A 21,966-nucleotide genomic window follows, 5' to 3' on the forward strand; every position below is an offset into this window, starting at 1 on the left:
GAGATAGGGGAGATAGGGGAGATAGGGGAGATAGGGGAGATAGGGGAGATAGGGGAGATAGGGGAGATAGGGGAGATAGGGGAGATAGGGGAGATAGGGGAGATAGGGGAGATAGGGGAGATAGGGGAGATAGGGGAGATAGGGGAGATAGGGGAGATAGGGGAGATAGGGGAGATAGGGGAGATGGGGAAGATAGGGGAGACCGCCATCGAGATAAAGTTTGTTCTATCTACGGTTAGGCTAGGGCAACGACAGACACTTTACCAGCAATTCGGTTAGCAATTTCTCGCAGGGCTTTGGCGGAGGGAGAATCCGGGGCGGAAATGGTAATCGGCACTCCGCTATCACCGCCTTCGCGCAGGGGAATTTCTAAGGGGACGCAGCCTAATAAGGGGACACCGAGTTCGTCGGCGGTTTTTTGTCCACCTCCCGAGCCAAAGATATCGTATTTTTTGTCTGGCATATCCGGGGGGATGAAATAGCTCATATTTTCCACAATTCCCAGGACCGGGACGTTTAATTGTTGGAACATTTTTAACCCTTTGCGGGAATCCAACAAGGCGACGGTTTGGGGAGTAGTGACAATTACAACACCTGCCATTGGGACTGATTGAGCCATTGTGAGTTGGGCGTCGCCGGTCCCAGGAGGCATATCTACGAGGAGATAGTCGAGTTCTCCCCAATCGACTTGATAGAGAAACTGCCGAATTACGCCGTTTAACATGGGACCGCGCCAGACAACGGGTTGGTCTTTGTCAATTAAAAAGGCCATTGAGACTAATTTCACGCCGTAGTTAAAGGCAGGTTCGAGGACATCGCCTTGGGGACCTTGGCGGACCATGACTTGAGCATCGGCGAGTCCGAGCATGGTGGGGTCGTTGGGACCATAGATATCGGCATCGAGGAGTCCGACTTTAGCACCGGATTGGGCGAGGGAGACGGCGACGTTGACGGCGATCGTGCTTTTACCGACACCGCCCTTGCCACTGGAAATGGCGAGGATATTTTTGACTCCGGCGATGCCTTGGCGATCGGGAAGGGATTTCTGTTGGGGGGTTTCAGCGGTGACTTCGATGCTGACTTCTTGAACGCCCGGTAAGGTGCGAACAGCTTTTTGGCAGTCTTCGACGATGAATTCTCGCAAGGGACAGGCGGGGGTGGTCAGAACTAAGGTAAAGCTGACGTTCCCTTGGTCAATTTGGACGTTGCGAATCATGTTCAGGTCTACCAAGCTCTTTTGGAGTTCGGGGTCTTGCACGGGTTGCAAGACTTCTAAGATGGCTTGGGAAGTTAGGGGTTGAGTCATTGGTTTGCCTGTTTCTCCTCTCTCGGACGGATCAGGCAGACAGTCGTTATTTTAGGGGAAGGTCGGGGTTGAGTTTTGGCCCATTGAGTGGGTGTGGTTTCCCGTAGGGGAAGGCGCAATTGTAGATCTTGCCTCTGTTCCCGATCGCCTGGGTTTGTTGCTTCCCCTTACACGCGCTGCCTGCTGAAACACTAGGTATTTTCCTAATGTATCTTTTTTTGTAGTAATATGTAGAATTTTTAAAGGCAGTTGATCAAGGCGGAGATTAAGATAGGATTTTTTCAAGAGTCGGTCAGCTTGATCAAGAAAAGGGCTAAAGATTTCATCAAGGGTGCGATCGCGTTATCCACCGCTCTTGATTTTGATCGCTCTTGACAGGCAGATCTCTATCCCGCAGCAGAAAATAATTTGACATTATGACAGTTTCTTCGACTTTTGAGGCCACCTCTACCCAGAATTTGCCACCGGATGACTCGAAAGAACGAGTCACTCAGTTTATGCGATCGCTACAAGATGAAATTTGTCAAGGGTTGGCAGAACTCGATGGCCTTGGCACGTTTCAAGAAGATTCTTGGGACCGCCCAGAAGGAGGCGGCGGCCGTTCTCGGGTGATGCGCGAGGGCAATGTCTTTGAACAAGGGGGCGTGAATTTTTCTGAAGTGTGGGGCGATCATCTGCCGCCTTCTATTTTAAAACAACGTCCCGAGGCCGAAGGCCATCGTTTCTATGCCACGGGCACTTCGATGGTGTTGCACCCGCGCAATCCTTACGTTCCCACGGTCCATTTAAACTATCGCTACTTTGAAGCAGGGCCGGTTTGGTGGTTTGGCGGCGGTGCAGATTTGACGCCTTATTATCCGTTTGCGGAAGATGCGGCCCATTTTCACCAAACCTTGAAAGCGGCTTGCGATCGCCACCATGATGAGTATTACCAGGTTTTCAAACTCTGGTGTGACGAATATTTTTATCTGAAGCATCGTGACGAAACCCGAGGGGTGGGCGGTCTATTTTTTGACTACCAAGATGGTCAAAGCGAACTCTATCGCGGTCCAGACCCCACAGGACCGGCAGCAGAATATAGTCGAAACATTGGCATCCCTCCCCAGCGCAGTTGGGAAGCGTTGTTTGCTTTTGCTCAAGAGTGCGGGCGATCGTTTTTACCCGCTTATCGGCCCATTGTTGAGCGTCGTTCCAGCATGGAATATGGCGATCGCGAACGCAATTTCCAACTCTATCGCCGGGGACGGTATGTGGAATTTAACCTCGTGTACGATCGCGGCACCATTTTTGGACTCCAGACCAATGGACGCACCGAGTCGATTTTAATGTCTCTGCCGCCTTTAGTGCGGTGGGAATATTGCTATCAACCCGAACCCAACACCCCAGAAGCGGAACTCTACGAAACCTTTTTGAAACCGCAAAATTGGGCGGAGTGGACAGGTAAATAAAGGCCCCCGCACCCTTCCTGGAGACTGTCAGTTTTTGCTTCATCCCCCGCGACGGCCTGGAAAAATTGGGCAAATTTACCCAAATTCCCGGTCAATGCGGGCGATGGAGTTACGCGATCGGGCATTTCCTTCGTCAAGGGATGACGCACTGTGCTATTTTTCTAGCAGCAAGTTTGGCTAATTTCGGTCAAGCTCAATCGGGGCAATGGCTCCGATTTTGCTAAACTACGAAAGCGAGGTAGGCAACTAGCGTATTGAGGGAGGGCCTGTGATTCATATCGAGCAAAAAACCCATACGACCCAGGATGGAACAACGGTGATTGTATTGGCCCCAACGGGTCGCCTAGACATTACCACCGCTTGGCAATTTCGCCTCAAATTACAGGAGTGCATTTCTAAACTGAGTCGTCATATTGTCGTTAATTTAGGGCAGGTTAACTTTATTGATAGTTCTGGCCTGACGTCGCTAGTAGCAGGGATGCGAGATGCGGACAAGGTTAAAGGCAGTTTCCGTATTTGTAACGTGCATCCAGAGGCCAAATTGGTTTTTGAAGTCACGATGATGGATTCAGTCTTTGAAATCTACGAAACCGAAGAAGAAGCGCTGGAAGCGGGACCCCGGAGCATGGCGACTTAATGCCGGAAGGGGATTGGAGAAACGGGTCGGACCATTTCTGACTAGGTTGGGCATCCCCGGGACTTCGCAAGGCTCACCGGCTTTCATCTTACGAGTCCGACGAGTTCCCCTGAAAAATCTTGACGCTTGGTGAAGTGGAATGGCCCTAAAATGGCCCCCCACAAGGCTTTACCCGTATTGGGATCGATGCCTTTATCAAAGCTGAACAGTTCAGTCGGGGATGCCTCAAAACCCAGATCGACTTGGCGAGTTTCTCCTTGATAGGGAAAGCAGCATCTTGCTCCCGAGGGCAAGGATGCGGCAAAATGATAGGTCCCGTCAGTTAAGCGTTTCGGGCTGACGGTGAGGGTACATCCGGGCAAGAGTTCTACTTGTGCCGGATTTAGCTGTTTGAGTAGACTGGGTTGGCGACCAGCCCCCCGGAATTGGCTAGGGTCTTTGAGCATGAAATACTGTACTTCTAACTGGGGTGGCCCGTCACCGTTGGCAAGTTGTCGAAGTTGCATGATTCGAGGCCGATAAGGGTGTTCCAGATTGAGAATGTTGGCTTGTTCGGCAAACAGGGTCAGACTGGGTTCAGGAAATAACTGGACCGGGACCGGACGCTGCCACAGGTGCAGGTGGACATACCAGGTAGGTTCGGCGATCGCCTGTTCTCGATTGTCAAATTCCCCCGCTAAATATTGCCCCAGGGCGATTAACTCCGATGTCAGGGTCATTTTTAATTTAAAAATTGCAACGTTTTCATGAAATATCCAGCCGGAAATCTCCGGTTGATTTTGCATTTTAAAGCATTCTAGGCCAGATCCCGAGGGCGATCCCCCGGATGCCGCTTGGCAAAAGTACGTTTACGAGAGAAAATGAAGGGAAGTTCTCCTTAACAACGCACCCCGTGAATAACGTCCGCACCGTATCAGATACCAAGCGAGCCTTCTATACCATTCACACCCGTCCGATTAACTCGATTTATCGACGGGTCGTCGAAGAATTGATGGTGGAAATGCACTTGCTGTCGGTGAATGTGGATTTTAATTATGACCCCATTTATGCCCTCGGAGTCGTAACCACCTTTGACCGATTTATGCAAGGATATCGACCCGAAGATGATAAAGTATCGATTTTTAATGGCATCTGCAAGGGGTTAGAAGCTGATCCCCACAAATATCGGCAAGATGCCCAATGGTTAGAGGAAATTGCCAGTCGCCATTCTGGAGAGGAGATGGTGGCGTTACTCAGTCGTTCTGCAGGGCCAGAAATGGAAGGAGATTTCCAAGGCATCCTGGGGGCGATCGCTGCTAAACCCAACTTTAAGTACAGCCGATTATTTGCCGTGGGTCTGTTTACCCTCCTCGAACAAGCTGACTTAGAACTGGTGAAAAATGAAAAATCCCGTCAAGATGCGGTTCAGAGCATCTGTACGGCGCTGAATCTGCCTCCAGATAAACTCTCTAAAGACCTCGACCTCTACCGCAGCAATTTAGAGAAAATGATTCAGGCCCGCAGTGTCATGGATGACATTTTAGCCGCAGACCGTAAAAAACGCGAAGACCGGGCGAAGCAGAAAGGGGCAGCAACTGTACCTCCTGGTTCTCCAGAGTAAGAGATAACGGCCCTGGCCCCGCGCCCTTACCTGGCCCCGCACCCTGAAGGGTGGGGCTATACGAACAAAGCCCGCCTGCGCGGGCTAAATTTACGGTATTCGGGTTTTAAAATTGCTTAAATGACTATTGTGCGATTTCCTTGGGATGAATTTCCAGAAGTATGGATTCATGCCCAAGAATTAGAAGTGAAAAAGCATTTGGCCTACCGTGAAGCCAAATCAGGAGACCCTGAAGCTGCATATCGCTTGGTTAATGAGATGCTTTCCGCACAAGTAGTAGAGCAGTTAGCATCTACCTTTGAGGGAACCCAGGTGACATTAGTTTCAGCCCATGCGATCGAGTCTATAGGGGTGAATGCGATTCCTGAAGCATTAGCCAGTTCCCTAGCCCAGCAATTACATTGGCCTACGGACAGTGGAATTGTTCAAAGCAATATTGTTGGACATACAGGGGCTGATGGATTTTCTCGCCTTGCCCGACAAGCTGAGTTTGAGGGAGAGGTCACCCCAAACCAATGTTATCTTTTAGTTGACGATTTCGTAGGACAAGGTGGAACCCTCGCCAACCTGCGGTCTCATATTATGAGTGGTCGAGGACAAGTCATTGGGGCAACTGTCCTCACGGGTAAACCCTATTCGGCCAATATCACTTTAACAAACACAACTCTTGATGCACTAAGATCAAAACATGGATCCGAACTTGAAAACTGGTGGCAAAATCGATTCGGCTTCAACTTTGCCTGCCTTACAGAGTCTGAAGCACGTTACTTGCTCAAAACCCCGACGGCTCAACGAATCCGAGATAAGATTACTCAGGCAGAGCAAAGTTGAAATTGCGCGAAAGGTGATTGAACTTTCTGAGTTAAGTAAAACGGCTCAAGAGTAAAAATGAGGACAAGGTAGTGCCGTTTCCCTACAGTTAAAGCAACAGGCACTTTTGTTCTACGAATCGCTTTACTGGTCCACTGGATGCTGTCCATAAAATGGCAGGGCCTCGGAACTCAGAGGACGTTTCCCTTGTTGCCATTCCAAATGGCCGAGTTCCAGAAGACTGGACACGGTAGACCCTAAATTTTCTGGGACTTGGATGAGTTGATAGGGACTCGAACAAGTGGCAAGGGCCTCTTCCCATTGTTCTGGGGTGAGGACGGTATCCGCAAGGAGGGGAATCGCTGCCGTGGGTGTGATTTCATAAATGGCGGTGAAGAGGTGACCCCTTTGGGCGGGCATTTGTAGGGCGATCGCCTTCGGTTGGGGGTCAGTCTGCTGGCGAGTTTGGGACCAGGCGACTGCGGCTAAACTAGAAATTGCAAATAAGGGAATAGAGAGTTGTTGGGCGAGAATTCGGGCAGTGACGACCCCAATACGGGTCCCGGTAAAGCTACCCGGTCCTTTGGCAACAGCAAGAAAGGCGAAATCCTGCCAAGTTTGAGGGGAGATAAACTCGGCAAGATAGGAGTGTAGGTGGGTGGCAAGCGATCGCCCCATGTCCCAGGTTTGGCAGCGGTGGGTTTCAGCAAAATTGCTCAAAGCTAGACCTAGTTCGGGACTGCTGGTATGGAAGGCGATCGCGTAGGGGTTAGAGTCCAATGGCACAATCAGAAAACAATTGAAGATGATCTCCCTACAGTACAGCATTTTTAACACAAACTGGGTTATCGGATCACCTGAATCACAGCGCTAATAGTCAGCTTTGCCCACGCTCGATCTGCGGTTCTCTCCCCTTCAATGCCATTCCCAAATATTAATTGTGCCATCATCGCCGCCAGTTGCTAGGGTTTGTCCATCGGGACTGAAGGCGACTGCACAAGTGGCGCGGGTGTGACCCGGGAGGGTGCGGATTTCTCGGCCTGTTTTGACGTGCCATAGTTTTACGGTGTTGTCGCGACTGCAACTGGCGAGGGTTTGTCCATCGGGACTCCAGGCGATCGCATAGACCCAATGGGTATGACCGAGAAGGGTGCAAAGATGGCGTCCGGTTTGGATTTGCCAGAGGTTGATGGTTTGGTCAAAGCTGCTGCTGGCGAGGATTTGGCCGTCAGGACTCCAGGCGATCGCGCAGACTTGTTCCCCATGTCCCGTGAGGGTATAGAGTTCCCTGCCGGTTTCTCGATGCCAGAGTTTGATGGTTTTGTCACTGCTGCCACTAGCAATGAGTTGGTTATTGGGACTAAATGCCACTGCCATTGCATAACCCTGATGTCCGACGAGGGTTCTAACTTGCTGTTTTTTGGCGATATCAATGAGTTTGATGGTTTTATCCCCACTGCCACCGGCAATAAATTCGCCGTCGGGACTGATGGCGATCGCATAAATTTCGCTGTCTCCGGGGAAACTATAGAGTTCGCGTTCCCCAAGACGTTGCCAAAGTTTGATGGTGTAGTCCCAACTGCCACTGACCAGAATCGGCGATCGCGGACTGTATGCCACTGCGGAAACCCAATGACTGTGACCCTTGAGGGTGTACAATTTGCGTCCGGTATCCCTCACCCACAATTTAATCGTTTTATCCTTACTGGCGCTGGCAATTTGCCGTCCTGTGGGACTAAAAGCGATGGACAAAACCCAACTGCGATGCGCTTGAATGGTATGAATGCATTCAAAAAAGCGATAGGCATTAAACTTTTTTAAAGCAGCGATCGCCGTCGGTTCGGTCCGATGTTTCAGCAACAAAAATGCCGATCGCCGCACGGTGTGACAGTCATCTTTTAACGCTTCAATGACTAATTCTAAACCTGCTTGACCATAATTTAACGCCTCTTTCAACGCCGAAACTTTCACGGGAATATCCACCACCGCCAAGCGGTTTTGAATCCCCGTCAGTCCCCCCAATACTGCGGATCCCGGTGGCGGTGAATGGTGGCCGCCCATCACTGCATCATAATATTTCGGTCCCTCAAAATTCATTGGCATACTATTTGCTGATTCAAATTTGAATCAATTTTTATCAATTTTTAATTAAAATTTCCCACGCTTGCCATAACAAGGAAGCTCGGTCAGCATCCCGTTCCGGCAAGATCTGTCTAGCTTGATCTAAAGTGGTTTGGGCCTCTTTATAATTGCCTGATTGCCTAATTGCCATGCTCATTAATAGCCAGATTAAAGGCTGATTTGGTTGAAATTGTAATGCTTTTAAATAGCTGGAAATAGCATCGGGATAGCGGCGCAATTTATAGAGCATAATGCCTTTATCTCGCCATGCATCCCAGCGGTCTGGCTTGAGTTCCAGGGTTTTTTCATAGCCGGATAATGCCTCGTCATGGTTGCCCATTTCGGCATAGAGACGAGCTTTTTTATACCAAGCATCGGCATTATTTGGTTTGAGGGCGATCGCCTGGTCATAAGAAGCGATCGCCGCTTCAAATTTGCCAAAATTCTCCAAAATTGTCCCTTTAATCATTTGCGGTGTCGCCCCGATTAATCGCGAGACAATGGAGGGATTATTGGGGGGTTGGGGTGGTGAATTTCCCCTAACTCCGGGCGACGGGTTGGGTTTCGGAGTCGTTCGATTAGTCACCGGGGGTAACCACTCTAAATCCGTGAGAACTTCTGTCGCTGAATGATAGCGCCGATTGAGATTTGCTTCTAATAATCGGTCTAAAACTTTGGCAAATTCCAGGTTAACGGGAGATAATAGATAATCCCGCCAATGCCAAACTCCTTCCTTGACATCAAATAGACTAAAGGGTTCAGTTGCCGTTAATAATTGCACACAAGTCACCCCCAAACAATACAAATCACTAGCCGGAACCGCTTGACCTAAAAATTGCTCTGGGGCGACATATCCAGCAGTGCCAATTACTGTTCCAGTCCGCCCCAAGGCGGTAGCGGTGGCAAATTTAGCAGCCCCAAAATCCACTAACACCAGTTGCCCAGATTGAAAATGATTGGGTTCTTCTCGTGCTTCAGGGTCCGCTTCTAAAAGTTCAGTTAGGGTAGTGCGGCGAATAATATTTTCCGGTTTAATATCTCGGTGAATGACTTTTTTATCATGAACAAATTGTAAAACTGGCAATAAATCAAATAGCACTTGACGAACTTTAAATTCCGAGAGTGCGCCCTCAGTTTCCAACTCTTGGGCTAAGGTTTGTCCGTCGATAAATTCTTGGACTAAATATTGATAATTATCCGACTCAAAATGAGCCAGTAAGGCAGGGATTTGGGGATGAGTTCCTAAATCATCTAAACGGACGGCTTCTTTTTGAAACAGTTGCGCTGCTTTTTGAGCATTTTGCGGGGTTTGGAATTGGGGAAAAAACTGCTTGATGACGCAGCGGGGTTTGGAGGGTTTATACTCATCGACTGCCAGGAAAGTTCGCCCAAACCCACCCTGTCCAATGGATTTAAGCGCACGATAGCGATCGCCCAGTAGCAGCTTTGCACCACAATTATGGCAAAAGTTATAGGTTGCTGGGTTTTGAGGCTTTTGACAGTCGGGATTTAAACAATAGCTCATAGGGTCAAGCCAGCAGGGGGATAACTTTATAGTAATCGGTTGGCTGTAGAATGCTATGGAGTTAAATACCCGCAGGCTGTTCGCGTAGCGTTCCGTAAGGAAAGCCCGGAGGCTATACTAACAAAGCCCGCCTGCGCGGGCTACTCTATAGAAATAACTTTTCATACCTGGATTTGGGATTACTCGCGCTGCCAAATCATCACAGTTTTATCGCTGCTGCCACTCACCAGGGTTTTGCCGTCGGGAGTGATGGCAATGCCGGTGACGCTGTTGCTATGACCCTTGAGAGTTCGGATCAGTTCGCCAGTCTCGCGATGCCACAGTTTAACGGTTTTATCGGTACTGCCACTAATCAGGGTTTCGCTGTGGGGGGAGAAGGCAACAGCAGCGATCGCCCCGGTATGTCCCGTAAAGGTGCGAAGTTCTTCCCCAGAGTTCACCTGCCACAGTTTTAGGGTCATGTCGGTACTGCCACTGGCGAGGAATTGTCCATCACGACTGAAGGCGATCGCATTCACGGCATCGTTATGAGTCTTAAAAACGCAAATTTCCTGTCCCGTTTGTAACTGCCAGAGTTTAATCATCCCCTCATCTGAGGCAGTGGCAAGAATGCGATCGTCCGGACTAATCGCTAAAGCGCGAATCATGCCCGGATGAGCATTAAATCGGCGCAGTTCTTCCCCAGTTTCCCGATGCCAAAAAGCCACTGACCCTCGGGTATCACTGGCGATGATTTGTTGACCGTTATTAAGAAAAATAACCGCATAAACTGCCTCGGAATTGCGGGTAAATCGATGAAGTGCGCGACCCTGGGCTACATCCCACACCTCCACCGCTTCCCCAACGCCACAGGCGATCGCCCCACCATCGGGACTCCATGCGATCGCATTCACCGAGGCAAACCAATCTTCCCCATTAAAGCTGCGGATTTCGCTGCCTTCAGCAATCCCCCAGAGTTTCACCGTATTATCCCCATCCCCAGCAGCAATGCTGTTGCCTTCAGGATGAATTGCCACACAATTGACAATATCTCGATGTCCGGCGATCGTGCGAATGCAGCGCCAATTTTGATTAGGAAATCCTTCAGCATCGGGAACAGTTTCAGAGGCATCTGGGGAAGATTTTTCCCCGCGCCATTTGCCGACAAATCCTTGCAAATCCCCCAACACTTCGCCGATGGAGGATTCGATTCCCCCCATTGCTTTGGTGAGGGATTCGGGTTTAGTAAAGGGTTTGATAGACAATTTCGGGATTAAGGGTTTGTTCGGTGTCGTTGGCGTAGACTCTGGGTTTTCCTCCGATGGCGCGATGATTTCTTCGTCCCACTCGTCCAAGTCATCCTCGGAATTAGCAGGCGGTGGGGTTAAGGGTTTCACGGAAAAGGCTTCTTTGCGATATTCCGAGGGGACCCGAGGCGGTTGGCTGGGGTTTTCTGGGGTTGGAGGATTGGCAGTGGGTGGATTGGCGTTGCTCTCGTCAGGAGGAGGTAGGTGGTGGAGTTCCGGGAGGGGAGAGGGTATGGCGCGGGATGCGGTTTCTAGGCGTTCCAAACGCTGGGTGACTGCCTCAATTACCGTATTCACCCGGGCGATCGCCTCTTGGTTTTGTTGGGTTAACGTTGCTTGAATTTCCTGAAGTTCAGACGTTGTTGGGGGTTCGTTGAGTGCTTCTAATTGTTGCAGGCGATCGTAAATTGCCTCAAATTTCGGGGAATTCGAGAGGGATTGGATGGCATCTTGGAGTGCAGCAGCAGAAGTGCTAGAGGCGTCTGTTTCTGGGGATGAAGCCAGGGCGATCGCATTAGTAGTAAGTTCCAGTTGACTCAGGCGATCGCTAAGAGTTGTCAGGGTTTCAGCAGTGGGTAAAGTGGCGAGGGATTGATAAATTTGCCCGACTGCCTTTTCTGTTTGTTCCCACAGGGATTTTGTGAACGCTTCGATTTGGCGTTCAGTTTCTTGGTTGACTTGTTCCGTTGCGGTTTCCAGTTGTTCGAGGCGATCGGCTAAAGGTTTGAGATTAGGGAAGGGGGGAAGGGATTCCAATGCTTGATGGATGCGGGCGATCGCCGTTTCATTTTCCTGGCGCAATGAGTCTTTTAATTCCAATTTCTGCGCTTCGATGCGATCGCGCTGTTGTTCCAGTTGGGATTCTAGGGCGTTTATCCGGGCAATTAGCGGGTCCAGGGTGGGGACTTCCGGGATAGGGGGGAAACTCTCCTCAACTTGGGCGATCGCCTCGAACAGTTCATCCCGTAAAGATTCTTGTAACTGGGTGATCCGTTCTTCCGTTTGGGAGTTTGCCTGTTGCTTGCTGGATTCCAGGCGATCGAACCGTTGGTTTAGAGGTTGCAGGGAGTCATAAACTTGGGCGATCGCCTCCTCGCTGCGTCGTTGGTTGAGTTGGTACAGTCGTTGTCGATTCGCCACATTCAAACTCACCGCCACCGTTAACGGGACCGCTGCATAGAGGACTTGTTGAGTTCCAGCAACGGCGATCGTGCCCAGCACAGAACCGGCAAGGGCCACAGATTCAGTAATTTCGAGCCAGTGGGGTTTAGTCATGGTTTTCACAACAGGTGAACAAGCAATCAACAGTCTGACAATAGTCTCATCCCAAATCCGGTGGTGAAAGACCTATTTTATTCTTTAGCCCGCGCAGGCGGGCTTTGTTCGTGTAGCCCCACCCTTGAGGGTGCGGTTTTTCGCCGAAGAGTACCGGATTGGGTCTAAATTACATCGAAGCACAGACTCACCAAGGAAATTTACTCCAATGTAGTCCTGACCGTTCGATTTCTTTTCTCTATGGTAAGGCTTCGGATGGCAATCCGATGAGCGGGGGTTGTTGCGGTGCTGTTATGGTCTCAGGGCGAGGAAATTGATTGTCGATTGAGTGACGTGAGTAGTAAAGGTTTTTTTTACAGGCTTTCTCTACCTAATCAACACAGGGAAGCTCATCAATTAGGTGGCAATCAACAACTACCAACTCTATTTACCTCCTCCAAGGAGCTTGACATTATTAAAGGTAAATGTGAAAATTCAATTGTTATCAAAATAAGCCCTACATTATGGAAGGAGAACAACTTTCTCTGTGGCCCGAATTAGAAACAATAGATTCTAAAAGAATAGAGAAACAACCTAAGTTACGACGATACGAGCGGATTCAGCGGGAACTGGTATTGAGTGAAACGGATCCTCACAAAATTTTTGTAGAAGTAGAAGCGGGTCTCAAATCTGATAATCCCTATCTATTTATGGATCTGTTTTGTGGTGCGGGAGGAATGACTCAAGGTTTATTCCAAGCTGGCTTTAACCCGATCGCGAGTGTAGAAGTAAATCCGATTGCTTCTGCAACTTACCAAAGAAATTTTCCAAATTGCAATCATTTTTGTGGAGAAATAGAGAAATTTTCTACTGATTTAGTTCTCAATCAAATTAATTCTTCCCCCGTACATTTAATCGTGGGAGGGCCGCCTTGTCAAGGGTTTTCCGTAGCGGGAAAACGCAACCCCGATGATCCTCGGAATCGTTTGTTTCAGGAATTTGTAAGAGTGGTTTCCCACGTACGCCCCTGGTATGTTGTCATAGAAAATGTACCGGGAATTTTGACGCTCCAGAAAGGAGCTATCAAACAAGCAATTTGTGAAGCACTGGAGGCGATCGGTTATTCCCATGTATCGATTGCCATTCTTGAATCGGCTGATTATGGAGTTCCACAAATTCGCCCCCGTGCTATTTTCATTGCCAACCGATTTGGAATGGACAACCCTTATCCCAAGCCTCAATTAACCTCTGAACAGTACAAACCCATCGAATCCGCAATTTCTGATCTGCCCGAATATACCCGAATTCCTGAAATTAACCATGAGTGGACTCGCCATTCCTCTGAATATATGGAACGAATTGCAAAAGTTGCTCCGGGTGGGTCATTATATGAAAGTTATGTTGATGCTTTTAAGCGGCAATATCCCGGTAAACCAAGCATGACTGTTAAAGAAAATCATGGGGGCACTCACATCCATCCCTACCTCAATCGTGTCATTTCAGCCCGAGAAATGGCAAGATTGCAAAGCTTTCCCGATACATTTATTTTTGAGGGGTCTATGAAGAAAGCAATGTGGCAAATCGGGAATGCTGTTCCACCTCGTTTAGCTGAGTGTATTGGCTACGCACTGATTCCCGCTCTCAACCACATAAAAAATTCAGGCTTAAACTAACATTTTGCTACAGGTTAATCAGTCTGAGCTATTTGTTGATTGAGGCGATCGCGCCAAGTTTCAAAATCATACCAGCCACATCCCACGCAACCTGTTTCAGCATCCTTCCCTCTAACGGGGACATCGGCGGGCCAGTTTTCATCTCCTTCATAATAGAATTTTATGCCTAACGGTGTCCCTCGTTTATTCGTTTTGATACAACGTTCACAACTGCGGGATTTTAAAAGGTTATGGTTTCCAGCACTATCTTTTTTGAGTAACTGAAATTTTTGCTTAATTTCTGCTGGGGTCATGTCCGCATCATGAGGTGGTTCAGTATCTCCCCACCGTTCCATTGGAAAGCGATGATCAATTATCAGTTCGTGAACGGAACGGGTTCTTTGTTCTATTACATCCCTGTAAGCATAGAATTCCAATATTTTTTTTGCTAGTTTAAGGGAAATATTTGTTGAAGAATTTGCCGGTTGAAGATTTCCTGTCCAGCGGTCTTGTAGTTGATTAGATTTACAATTTTCGCAATATCTACTTGTAGTTTCAATGATTAAACCAGGACGACTTTTAGTCCCACGTTGTAATCCTTGAATTCCACCCCCTCCCGCATATTGTCCCGAACCAATTTTGCTTCCTTCACATCTACGGCAATGCCATTTTTGGTCGGCCAGAAGGTCAAATACTTTTCGTTGGGTCGAGTTTTTTCTGAATTGAGTGATAATGTCAAAGGGTAAGTCATCCGGGTTCATTCTATCTCGTCCACTTCAACTTCTAATCCATTTAGAAGAGTGGAAACCGTTAAACTTAGACCCCGGGCTAGACTGACAAGAGCAGTTAGAGAAGGATTTCTCATCCCCCTTTCAATTCCCGAAATGTAAGTTCGATCCAGGTTGGCACGAAAACCCAGTTCCTCCTGGGAAATTCCCAACTCTGTCCGACGCTTCTTGACAAGATTACCCAAGGCAAGCAGGATTGCTCTTCTCGATTGATTCATTTACCGATTGTCAAGGCCTGTAGACGATATGTCTATGGACGATGTGTCACATCAAGCTTGATGAACCCCATATAGAGAGTAGGGCTATTTCATTCTAAAATTTTCCCAGAACCATAAGTTTTATCTGGCCCGGAGAATGAAACAGCCCTACCATTCTTTAGGGTACAGGGTCCTAACCCGAAGAATTTTGCCACAGCTTAATCGTGCCATCGTGAGATCCACTCGCTAAGGTGATGCCATCGGGACTATACCCTAGAGAACTGACTATCATGGAATGTCTTTCTTCTATGGTAAGGCTTCTGAGTGCAGTCGCCGATCGCTCCTGGGGATCCATGCGGTTTGGGTGGTCCGCGCCATCGCCTTAAGTCTCCTGGAATTGTGCTGTGGGGGAGCAACTTCGGTGCGATCGCGCATTTCTCCGCTTCTTTCTAATAGTTTAGCCTTTTTGATGTCCTTTATCTTAGCTGATTCTAAGCGAGATCTCGGAAGTCTCTTCGCGGTTTGTCTGACATTAAATAACCCTCTCAATATCGCTTAGTTTAGCGAGGGTTTTCTTGGGGTTTGAGTGTCCAGACTGCATCTATCTCACCCCCCGGCCAGAGATGTTCTACAATAAAGGCGCTCAACAAATCCTCATGCGACTACAGTTTAAAAAAACATTATGGGTTAGAGTTGAGTAACAGAAAACTCGGAGTTCAACTCCAGTTTGCTGCACCTAGCAAAATTTCCGTATTTTTACAGTAGTAAAAAAGGCGAAATTAAGCTATTAGCGGATATAAAATGAACCGCGTTTATTAGAAGCTTAAGAGTAATCTGTCCCATTTAATTCTTGATCCCCGTAGTGAGATGTCGGGCATCTCCTCCTTCAGCCATGCCGATCAGCGAACCTGCCATCCATACCCTCAATTTAGAAGCGGCGATCGCCCATGCTCCGATCTCCGTTGGGCCCCAAACCCCGGTGAAGGAGGTCCTAAAACAGATGAATCGGGTCAAATCGACTGCTTGCCGCCTCGGCGAGAGTGCGTCAAGCCCCCTCAATTCCCAAACCCTCTCCAGTTGTGCCGTTGTCCAAGAGAACGACCAATTTTTAGGCATCTTTGTTGAGCGGGATGTGGTGAAATTGATTGCCTCGGGCAAATCTCTCGAAGGCATCACCGTGGGAGAACTGATCAATCCCTCACCCGTGTGGGTGCGTCGATCCCAATTGCAGGATATTTTTTCCGTACTGCCGCTATTGCGGCAATATCATATTTCGCATTTACCCATTCTGGATGAGGGCGATCGCTTCATAGGTTTGATCAGCACGGAAACCCTTCGGGAAATCCTGCAACCTGCAAATTTGTTGCAATTGCGACAGGTTGCCGAAGTGATGACTCCCCAGATTGTCAGCGCCCCACCTACGACTTCATTACGGGATATTGCCAAACTGATGACCAGTAACCAAGTCAGTTGCGTGATGATTTGCCAGAGCGCAGAGGGAAAAATCACTCAGATGGGGGCCCACAACCGAGAAGATATCAAGCCCCTGGGCATTATTACTGAGGGAGATATTATCCAAATCCAGGGACTGGAACTGGACCTGGGGAACACCCCCGTCGAGCAAATGATGAGATCGCCAGTATTTGCCATTGGTCCCGAGGAGTCCTTGGGGATGGCCCTCCAGAAGATGCAGCAGCAGCAGGTGGGGCGATTAGCAGTCACCGGCATCCGAGGAGAACTGCGGGGAATTATTACCCAAACAACCCTGCTCAACTCGATCAATCCCTTGGAAATGTACAAGGTGATTGAAGTCATGCAGGATACGATTAGCGCATTGGAAGCCGAAAAGATAGAAATGCTGCAAAATCGGACCATCGAGCTGGAAAAACAAGTGCGATCGCGCACCGCTGAACAAGAGCAACTCATCGCCTCCCTGGAAGCCAGCAGCCAACGAGATCGCCTCCTGGCTAAAGTCTCCCTGCAAATTCGCAAATCCCTCAATCTCGACGAGATTCTTGCCACCACTGTAGAAGAGGTGCGTCAGTTCCTCCAGTGCCATCGGGTTCTGGTGTACCAGTTTGCGCCGACGAAGGAGGGAAAAGTGGTAGCCGAATCAGTGGAGGTAGGGTATTCGGCGATTTTGGGCATCCAGGTTCGGGATATCTGCTTTCAGCAAATGCATGGCACCGATTATCTGAACGGGCGCAACCAGGCGACTGCGGATATCCGTGAAGCCGGATTAAGCTTCTGCCATCAGCAGCTATTGGAGCATTTTCAGGTACGCGCCAGTCTCGGGGTCCCGATCGCCATTCAGGGAGACCCCGCTCACCCCCATCTCTGGGGCTTGCTGATTGCCCATCACTGCAATGAACCGCGACCCTGGCAGGCATCAGAAATTGATTTACTGGATAAAATTTCGGTGCATATTGCGATCGCCATCCACCAAGCCCAACTTTACCGCGATACTCAAATCGAACTGGCTGAACGTCACCGGGCAGAAGCTGCCCTGCGTTCCAGCGAACAATTATATGCCACCCTAGCGGAAGCCTCTCCCGTGGGCATTTGGCGTACGGATCCCGTAGGAAAATGTATTTACATCAACGATCGCGCTTGTGAAATGCTGGGGTTATCTCGACAAGCTGCCCTTGGTGACGGTTGGCTCCAATCTTTGCATCCCCAGGACCGCGATCGGGTCATCGCGGAATGGGCCAAATCAACCCAACTCCAAACCCCCTTTGCCTGCGAATATCGCTTCTGCCGTCCCAATGGGGAAGTAACTTGGGTTTTTGGTCAAACCCTTGCGGAAATTGGCCCCGATCAAAACGTGACGGGCTACATCGGGACGGCTACAGATATCAGCGAGCGCAAACAAGCCGAACAAGCCCTAAAAACCTTGAATGCCGAACTCGAAATCCGAGTTTCTAAGCGAACTGAGCAATTAGAACAAACCGTTCAACAATTACAGGAAGAAATTCAGCAACGACAGCAGGCACAACAAGAACTGATCCTGGTCAAAGAACGGCTGCAATATTTACTCTGGGTCAGCCCCACGATTATTTATAGCTGTCAAGTGCAAGACCCTTACCCCACCACCTTTATCAGTTATAACGTCCTCCAAATCTTAGGATATGAACCTAAACAATTCCTGAACAATGCACAATTTTGGTGGGATTGCATTCATCCTGAAGATGTGGAGATGGTCGAAACCGGATTCTCGGAGATCTGCGATCGCCAAAACCTCAGTCTGGAATATCGATTACACCATGCCGATGGCCGCTATCTCTGGGTCCAGGACGATTTTCGCGTTGTCCGCAATGCCCAAGGTCAAGCGATAGAAATTGTCGGGTCTTGTGTTGATATTAGCGATCGCAAATTCGCCGAGAGTGAACTGAAAGAAAGCACCGATCAACTCAGTAAATTTTTCGAGAGTGCAAACGATTTGATTCAAACCGTTGACGCTCAAGGAAAAATTCTCTACGTTAATCGCGCTTGGCGCGAAACCCTGGGCTACAGCCCAGAAGAAGTGCAGCACCTCTTTGTATCTGACATCATTCATCCCCACTGCAACCCGCGCTATCATCAACTCTTAAGCACCCTCACCGGAGGCTGCACTCAAACCGTCACCTTTGAACTTAAAGCCCTCAAAAGCAACGGGCGAGCTGTCTTTTTAGAAGGAAGACTATCGTTGAAAAACGAGGGAAATCACTCCCGAATTCACGGCGTATTTCGAGATATCACTCGGCGCAAAATTGATGAATTAAAGCTCCAAAGACAAGCGGAAGTTTTACAAACTATTTTTGACAATCTTCCCCTGATGCTGGTATTTTTTGATGGTCAAGGTCAAATCCAGCTTCTCAATACAGCCCTAGAAAAAACCCTGGGTTGGTCCTTGGCAGAAGCGCAAGCACAAGATACCTTTGTGGAGTGCTATCCCGACCCGCAAGAACGCCAAAAGATCCGAGATGCCATAGAGGCAGGAACAGGCGAGTGGATTGAGGTTAAAGCCCGCACCCGCCAGGGGAGAGAGTTAGATGCCGCTTGGGCGAATATCCGACTCTCCGATGGCAGTGGGATTGGCATTGGTCAGGATATCACCGAACGGAAGCGATCGATCGCCGCCTTGCGCGAGAGTGAGCAGTTATTCCGTTCCACCTTTAATGGGGCCACTATCGGACTGGTTCATAGTAATCTCAAGGGTCAGTTTCTGCGAGTTAACCAAAAATACTGTGAAATTTTCGGCTATTCTCAGGAAGAATTGCTGCTTAAAAGTTGGAGAGATATTACTCATCCCGATGATGTGGAGGAGAATATTCGGTGTATGAATCCGCTGCTAAGGGGAGAGGCTCGCGAGTGTTCCTTTGAGAAACGGTATTATCGGCAGGATGGGTCAATCATTTGGGCATCTCTGACGGTATCCCTCGTGCGTCAACCTTCAGGAGAACCCGACTATTTTATTGCCGCTGTGGAAGATATTACCGATCGCAAAAAAGCAGAAGTTGAAAAAGAAAAACGCGATCGCTATCTGACTGCCTTAGTCGAAATTCAACATCAATTATTAAATTCCTCCGTAGATACGGACCTTTACGAACTCGTTCTGAGTATTCTCGGACCCGTCTCCGGTGCCAGTCGCCTCTATATTTTTGAAAATTCCCGCGATTCCCAAGGTTCTTTAGTCACCAGTCAAAAAGCGGAATGGTGCGCCGAAGGGATGGAGTCCCAACAGAACAATCCCGACTTGCAAAATTGCCCCTACGAAGAATTTTTCACGAGGCTGCCCAATACCCTGGGGAAGGGAGAAATCATTGAAGGAATTGTCTCTAATTTTTCGGACTCCGAACGCTTAGTTTTAGAACCCCAAGGGATTCAAGCAATTCTGTTGTTACCCCTGATGGTAAATGGGGACTTTTTTGGCTTTATCGGCTTTGATAATTGCCTCGAAGCCCAACCTTGGGACCCCTTAGAAGTCAGCTTATTAAGTTCCGCAGCAGCGGCGATCGCCCTAGCAAAAGAACGTCAAATTACCCAAGCCGCCCTCGCCCGTCAGTTGGCTGCCGTAGAAGCCGCTACCGATGGCATCGGGATTCTCAATGAAAATAGCGAATACATTTATTTGAATTCCGCTCATGCCAAAATCTTTGGATATGACGACCCCAAAGAGTTGCTGAATAAAAGCTGGAAAGAGTTATACCATACCCCAGAGATTCAGCAAATAGAACAGGAAGTTTTTCCAGTGCTGGGGGCATCGGGACAATGGAGCGGGGAAACCTTGGCCAAAAGACGAGATGGCACGACCTTTTCTGAAGAAATCTCCCTCACCTCTATTGCTGGGGGGGGATTAATTTGCGTGGCGCGGGATATTACCACTCGTAAACAATCCGAGGAACAAATTAAAGCCTCCCTTCATGAAAAAGAGGTATTGCTTAAAGAAATTCACCATCGGGTCAAAAATAACCTGCAAATCATCCACAGTTTATTGAAACTGCAATCCAGCTACACGAAAGACCCCCAAGCTCTGCAAATGTTCCGGGATAGCCAAAACCGGATCCGGTCAATGGCTTTGATTCACGAACTGTTATATCGCTCCCATAACTTAGGCAGCATTAATTTTTCGGAATACATCAACCAGTTAACCACGAATTTATTGCGAGCCTATAATATAACGGCTCATTCCCGGCCCAAAATTGTCATTAATGTAGAGCCGGTTCAATTGGGAATCGATACAGCAATTCCTTGTGGATTAACCATTAATGAATTAATCACCAATGCCTTAAAATATGCCTTTATTGATGGTTTACCGGGGACAATTAGCATTGACTTTCATAAAGACGGACCGGACACCTACGAACTGAAAATTTCTGATAATGGGGTCGGACTTCCTCCGGACTTGGATTTCCGCAATACTGAATCTTTAGGGTTGAAATTAGTCTGTAACCTCACCCGGCAACTCGATGGAGAAATCAGCCTCGCTCGCAGTGGAGGAACCTGCTTCACGATTCGATTTCAGGAATTAACTTACCAACCTAGAAAATAAACAAGTGGAAAAGATGATTACAGTTTTAGTTGTTGAAGATGAAATTATTACGGCTATCGACATTAAAAGTAGTTTAGAAGACTTAGGGTATCACGTTCCTCCCATCGCTTCTACGGGCCAAGAAGCCCTAGCCCAGGTCGAGAAATTCCAGCCGGATATTATCCTGATGGATATTGTCTTAAAAGGGGAAATAGATGGTATCGAAACGGCTAATTTGATTCGCGATCGCCATCCACTTCCGATTATTTTCCTCACGGCTTATTCTGATGATGCCACCTTAGCCCGGGCCGGAATTAGCGAACCCTTTGGCTACTTACTCAAACCCTTTGACGACCGGGAACTCCATACCACTATTCAAATGGCCCTCAAGCGCTATCAGGCTGAAGGTAAAATCCGTCAAGAGCGAGATCTCGCCGCCCAACTCCAACGAGAAGCGGAAAATTTGGTAGAATTGAATTCTCGCTATATTGCCATGACTTCCCACGAATTCCGAACTCCCATGACAACGATTCAATCCTCATCGGAATTACTGGAACATTACAGTCATAAATGGTCCGAAGAGAAAAAACTCAGCCATCTCAAGCGGATTCAATCCTCGATTAAGACGATGACAAAACTCTTAGATGAAGTATTGATGATTGGCAAAGCTGACGCGGGCAAACTAGAGTTTAAGCCGATTGAGTTAGATGTAGTCCAGTTCGCTAAACAACTGGTGGAAGAACTGAATTTAAACCCCGATAAACCTCGAATCAATTTGCGGGTCTGCGGAGAGATTGACCAGGCAACTCTGGACCCAAAATTGCTGGTTCATATCTTGACAAATCTCCTATCAAATGCTTTAAAATATTCCCCGGCTGGTGGAACAGTTAATTTTACCGTGAGCGGGGAAGGGGAACGGCTAATCCTGTCAGTGGAAGATTCAGGAATTGGGATTCCCGAATCTGATTTAATCCATCTATTTGAATCCTTTCAACGGGCCAGCAATGTCGGCAGTCTTCCCGGAACCGGGTTGGGATTAGCGATCGCGAAAAAGTGCGTCGATCGCCATAATGGAACCATTACGGTCAGCAGTACGGTAGGGGTGGGCACCACTTTCACCGTCACCTTACCCCTGCATTCCCCTGTTGCTTCCAGCCTTCCGGTGATTGAATCCAGTTTGCCCTAAACAAAGCAAGCCAGATACTCCCACTGATTCTCCTGGGGCGGCCATAACTCCTGTTCTTTTGCCCCTAAATCGTGGATACTGTATTCAAGAAAGAGGACGGTTACGGGGTAACAACTCCATTGGTTATGGATTAGCCGAAATCCTGT

19 protein-coding genes are annotated in these 21,966 nt (G+C 48.5%); 9 read left to right on the forward strand and 10 right to left on the reverse strand.

Annotated elements, in window-relative coordinates; genetic code table 11:
- Positions 1-279, forward strand: a 279-nt coding sequence (locus NG792_RS20495) for a hypothetical protein (RefSeq protein WP_261236625.1), incomplete at its 5' end; no start/stop codon positions are given.
- Here NG792_RS20495 and NG792_RS20500 read toward each other — a convergent pair.
- Positions 236-1,306, reverse strand: a complete 1,071-nt coding sequence (locus tag NG792_RS20500) for an Mrp/NBP35 family ATP-binding protein (RefSeq protein WP_261236626.1) — start codon at positions 1,304-1,306, stop codon at positions 236-238. The two genes, NG792_RS20495 and NG792_RS20500, sit on opposite strands and share 44 nt — an antisense overlap.
- A 416-nt stretch (positions 1,307-1,722) precedes the next feature.
- Here NG792_RS20500 and hemF point away from each other — a divergent pair, with 416 nt between their 5' ends.
- Positions 1,723-2,754, forward strand: a complete 1,032-nt coding sequence (gene hemF / locus NG792_RS20505) for an oxygen-dependent coproporphyrinogen oxidase (RefSeq protein ID WP_261236627.1) — start codon at positions 1,723-1,725, stop codon at positions 2,752-2,754.
- A gap of 268 nt (positions 2,755-3,022) precedes the next feature.
- Positions 3,023-3,391 (forward strand): STAS domain-containing protein, encoded by a 369-nt coding sequence (locus tag NG792_RS20510; protein ID WP_015148893.1) that lies wholly within the window; start codon positions 3,023-3,025, stop codon positions 3,389-3,391.
- A gap of 83 nt (positions 3,392-3,474) precedes the next feature.
- On the opposite strand, the gene NG792_RS20515 is transcribed toward NG792_RS20510, so the two are convergent.
- Positions 3,475-4,110 carry a chromophore lyase CpcT/CpeT gene (locus NG792_RS20515; protein WP_261200774.1) on the reverse strand — a complete coding sequence of 212 codons (636 nt, stop codon included), beginning with the start codon at positions 4,108-4,110 and terminating at the stop codon, positions 3,475-3,477.
- 173 nt (positions 4,111-4,283) lie between these two features.
- Between NG792_RS20515 and psb29 the strand changes: the two genes are divergently transcribed.
- Both psb29 and NG792_RS20525 read left to right on the forward strand, forming a co-directional pair.
- Positions 4,284-4,991 carry a photosystem II biogenesis protein Psp29 gene (psb29, locus tag NG792_RS20520; protein WP_261200738.1) on the forward strand — a complete coding sequence of 236 codons (708 nt, stop codon included), beginning with the start codon at positions 4,284-4,286 and terminating at the stop codon, positions 4,989-4,991.
- Positions 4,992-5,111: 120 nt separating this feature from the next.
- The gene (locus NG792_RS20525; RefSeq protein ID WP_261200737.1) at positions 5,112-5,822 is read left to right on the forward strand and encodes a phosphoribosyltransferase; all 711 of its coding nucleotides are present in this window, start codon (positions 5,112-5,114) and stop codon (positions 5,820-5,822) included.
- Positions 5,823-5,945: 123 nt separating this feature from the next.
- Here NG792_RS20525 and tsaB read toward each other — a convergent pair whose 3' ends face one another.
- The 4 genes from tsaB to NG792_RS20545 form a co-directional block, all read right to left on the reverse strand.
- A complete protein-coding gene (gene tsaB, locus NG792_RS20530) occupies positions 5,946-6,629 on the reverse strand; it encodes a tRNA (adenosine(37)-N6)-threonylcarbamoyltransferase complex dimerization subunit type 1 TsaB (RefSeq protein WP_261236628.1) in 684 nt (227 codons plus the stop codon).
- An 87-nt stretch (positions 6,630-6,716) separates the two neighbouring features.
- Positions 6,717-7,904, reverse strand: coding sequence for a WD40 repeat domain-containing protein (locus NG792_RS20535; protein WP_261236629.1), 1,188 nt, complete (start codon positions 7,902-7,904; stop codon positions 6,717-6,719).
- Positions 7,905-7,938: 34 nt separating this feature from the next.
- Positions 7,939-9,447: a protein kinase domain-containing protein gene (locus tag NG792_RS20540; protein WP_261236630.1), complete on the reverse strand. Its 1,509-nt coding sequence runs from the start codon at positions 9,445-9,447 to the stop codon at positions 7,939-7,941.
- A gap of 179 nt (positions 9,448-9,626) precedes the next feature.
- The gene (locus NG792_RS20545; protein WP_261236631.1) at positions 9,627-12,008 is read right to left on the reverse strand and encodes a WD40 repeat domain-containing protein; all 2,382 of its coding nucleotides are present in this window, start codon (positions 12,006-12,008) and stop codon (positions 9,627-9,629) included.
- 503 nt (positions 12,009-12,511) lie between these two features.
- Here NG792_RS20545 and NG792_RS20550 point away from each other — a divergent pair.
- Positions 12,512-13,660, forward strand: a complete 1,149-nt coding sequence (locus NG792_RS20550) for a DNA cytosine methyltransferase (protein ID WP_261236632.1) — start codon at positions 12,512-12,514, stop codon at positions 13,658-13,660.
- A gap of 14 nt (positions 13,661-13,674) precedes the next feature.
- Here the strand turns inward: NG792_RS20550 and NG792_RS20555 are convergent, their stop codons facing one another.
- From NG792_RS20555 to NG792_RS20570, 4 genes are all read right to left on the reverse strand, one after another.
- Positions 13,675-14,076: a hypothetical protein gene (locus tag NG792_RS20555; RefSeq protein ID WP_261200731.1), complete on the reverse strand. Its 402-nt coding sequence runs from the start codon at positions 14,074-14,076 to the stop codon at positions 13,675-13,677.
- Between the two features lie 125 nt (positions 14,077-14,201).
- On the reverse strand, positions 14,202-14,390 hold the full coding sequence (locus NG792_RS20560; RefSeq protein WP_261200730.1) for a hypothetical protein: 189 nt from the start codon (positions 14,388-14,390) through the stop codon (positions 14,202-14,204).
- A 6-nt stretch (positions 14,391-14,396) separates the two neighbouring features.
- Entirely contained in the window at positions 14,397-14,645 is a 249-nt protein-coding gene (locus NG792_RS20565) for a helix-turn-helix domain-containing protein (protein WP_261200729.1), read from the reverse strand.
- A gap of 172 nt (positions 14,646-14,817) precedes the next feature.
- A complete protein-coding gene (locus NG792_RS20570) occupies positions 14,818-14,916 on the reverse strand; it encodes a hypothetical protein (protein ID WP_261200728.1) in 99 nt (32 codons plus the stop codon).
- A 3-nt stretch (positions 14,917-14,919) separates the two neighbouring features.
- Here NG792_RS20570 and NG792_RS20575 point away from each other — a divergent pair, with 3 nt between their 5' ends.
- The 3 genes from NG792_RS20575 (at position 14,920) to NG792_RS20585 (ending at position 21,820) form a co-directional block, all read left to right on the forward strand.
- Positions 14,920-15,183, forward strand: coding sequence for a hypothetical protein (locus tag NG792_RS20575; protein WP_261236633.1), 264 nt, complete (start codon positions 14,920-14,922; stop codon positions 15,181-15,183).
- A 333-nt stretch (positions 15,184-15,516) separates the two neighbouring features.
- The gene (locus NG792_RS20580; protein WP_261236634.1) at positions 15,517-20,655 is read left to right on the forward strand and encodes a PAS domain S-box protein; all 5,139 of its coding nucleotides are present in this window, start codon (positions 15,517-15,519) and stop codon (positions 20,653-20,655) included.
- Between the two features lie 13 nt (positions 20,656-20,668).
- Entirely contained in the window at positions 20,669-21,820 is a 1,152-nt protein-coding gene (locus NG792_RS20585) for a hybrid sensor histidine kinase/response regulator (protein ID WP_261200725.1), read from the forward strand.
- The last annotated feature ends 146 nt before the right edge of the window (positions 21,821-21,966 follow it).

It is taken from the genome of Laspinema olomoucense D3b, assembly GCF_025370785.1.
GTDB lineage: Bacteria > Cyanobacteriota > Cyanobacteriia > Cyanobacteriales > Laspinemataceae > Laspinema > Laspinema olomoucense.

Excerpts from the sequence above, each read along its gene's own strand:
- NG792_RS20570 (WP_261200728.1), bottom strand. The coding sequence starts at position 14,916 with ATGATAGTCAGTTCTCTAGGGTATAGTCCCGATGGCATCACCTTAGCG.
- tsaB (WP_261236628.1), bottom strand. The coding sequence starts at position 6,629 with ATGCTGTACTGTAGGGAGATCATCTTCAATTGTTTTCTGATTGTGCCA.
- NG792_RS20545 (WP_261236631.1), bottom strand. The coding sequence starts at position 12,008 with ATGACTAAACCCCACTGGCTCGAAATTACTGAATCTGTGGCCCTTGCC.
- NG792_RS20560 (WP_261200730.1), bottom strand. The coding sequence starts at position 14,390 with ATGACTTACCCTTTGACATTATCACTCAATTCAGAAAAAACTCGACCC.
- hemF (WP_261236627.1), top strand. The coding sequence starts at position 1,723 with ATGACAGTTTCTTCGACTTTTGAGGCCACCTCTACCCAGAATTTGCCA.
- NG792_RS20525 (WP_261200737.1), top strand. The coding sequence starts at position 5,112 with ATGACTATTGTGCGATTTCCTTGGGATGAATTTCCAGAAGTATGGATT.
- NG792_RS20550 (WP_261236632.1), top strand. The coding sequence starts at position 12,512 with ATGGAAGGAGAACAACTTTCTCTGTGGCCCGAATTAGAAACAATAGAT.
- NG792_RS20575 (WP_261236633.1), top strand. The coding sequence starts at position 14,920 with ATGTCTTTCTTCTATGGTAAGGCTTCTGAGTGCAGTCGCCGATCGCTC.
- NG792_RS20565 (WP_261200729.1), bottom strand. The coding sequence starts at position 14,645 with ATGAATCAATCGAGAAGAGCAATCCTGCTTGCCTTGGGTAATCTTGTC.
- NG792_RS20535 (WP_261236629.1), bottom strand. The coding sequence starts at position 7,904 with ATGCCAATGAATTTTGAGGGACCGAAATATTATGATGCAGTGATGGGC.
- NG792_RS20500 (WP_261236626.1), bottom strand. The coding sequence starts at position 1,306 with ATGACTCAACCCCTAACTTCCCAAGCCATCTTAGAAGTCTTGCAACCC.
- NG792_RS20585 (WP_261200725.1), top strand. The coding sequence starts at position 20,669 with ATGATTACAGTTTTAGTTGTTGAAGATGAAATTATTACGGCTATCGAC.
- NG792_RS20580 (WP_261236634.1), top strand. The coding sequence starts at position 15,517 with ATGCCGATCAGCGAACCTGCCATCCATACCCTCAATTTAGAAGCGGCG.
- NG792_RS20540 (WP_261236630.1), bottom strand. The coding sequence starts at position 9,447 with ATGAGCTATTGTTTAAATCCCGACTGTCAAAAGCCTCAAAACCCAGCA.
- NG792_RS20515 (WP_261200774.1), bottom strand. The coding sequence starts at position 4,110 with ATGACCCTGACATCGGAGTTAATCGCCCTGGGGCAATATTTAGCGGGG.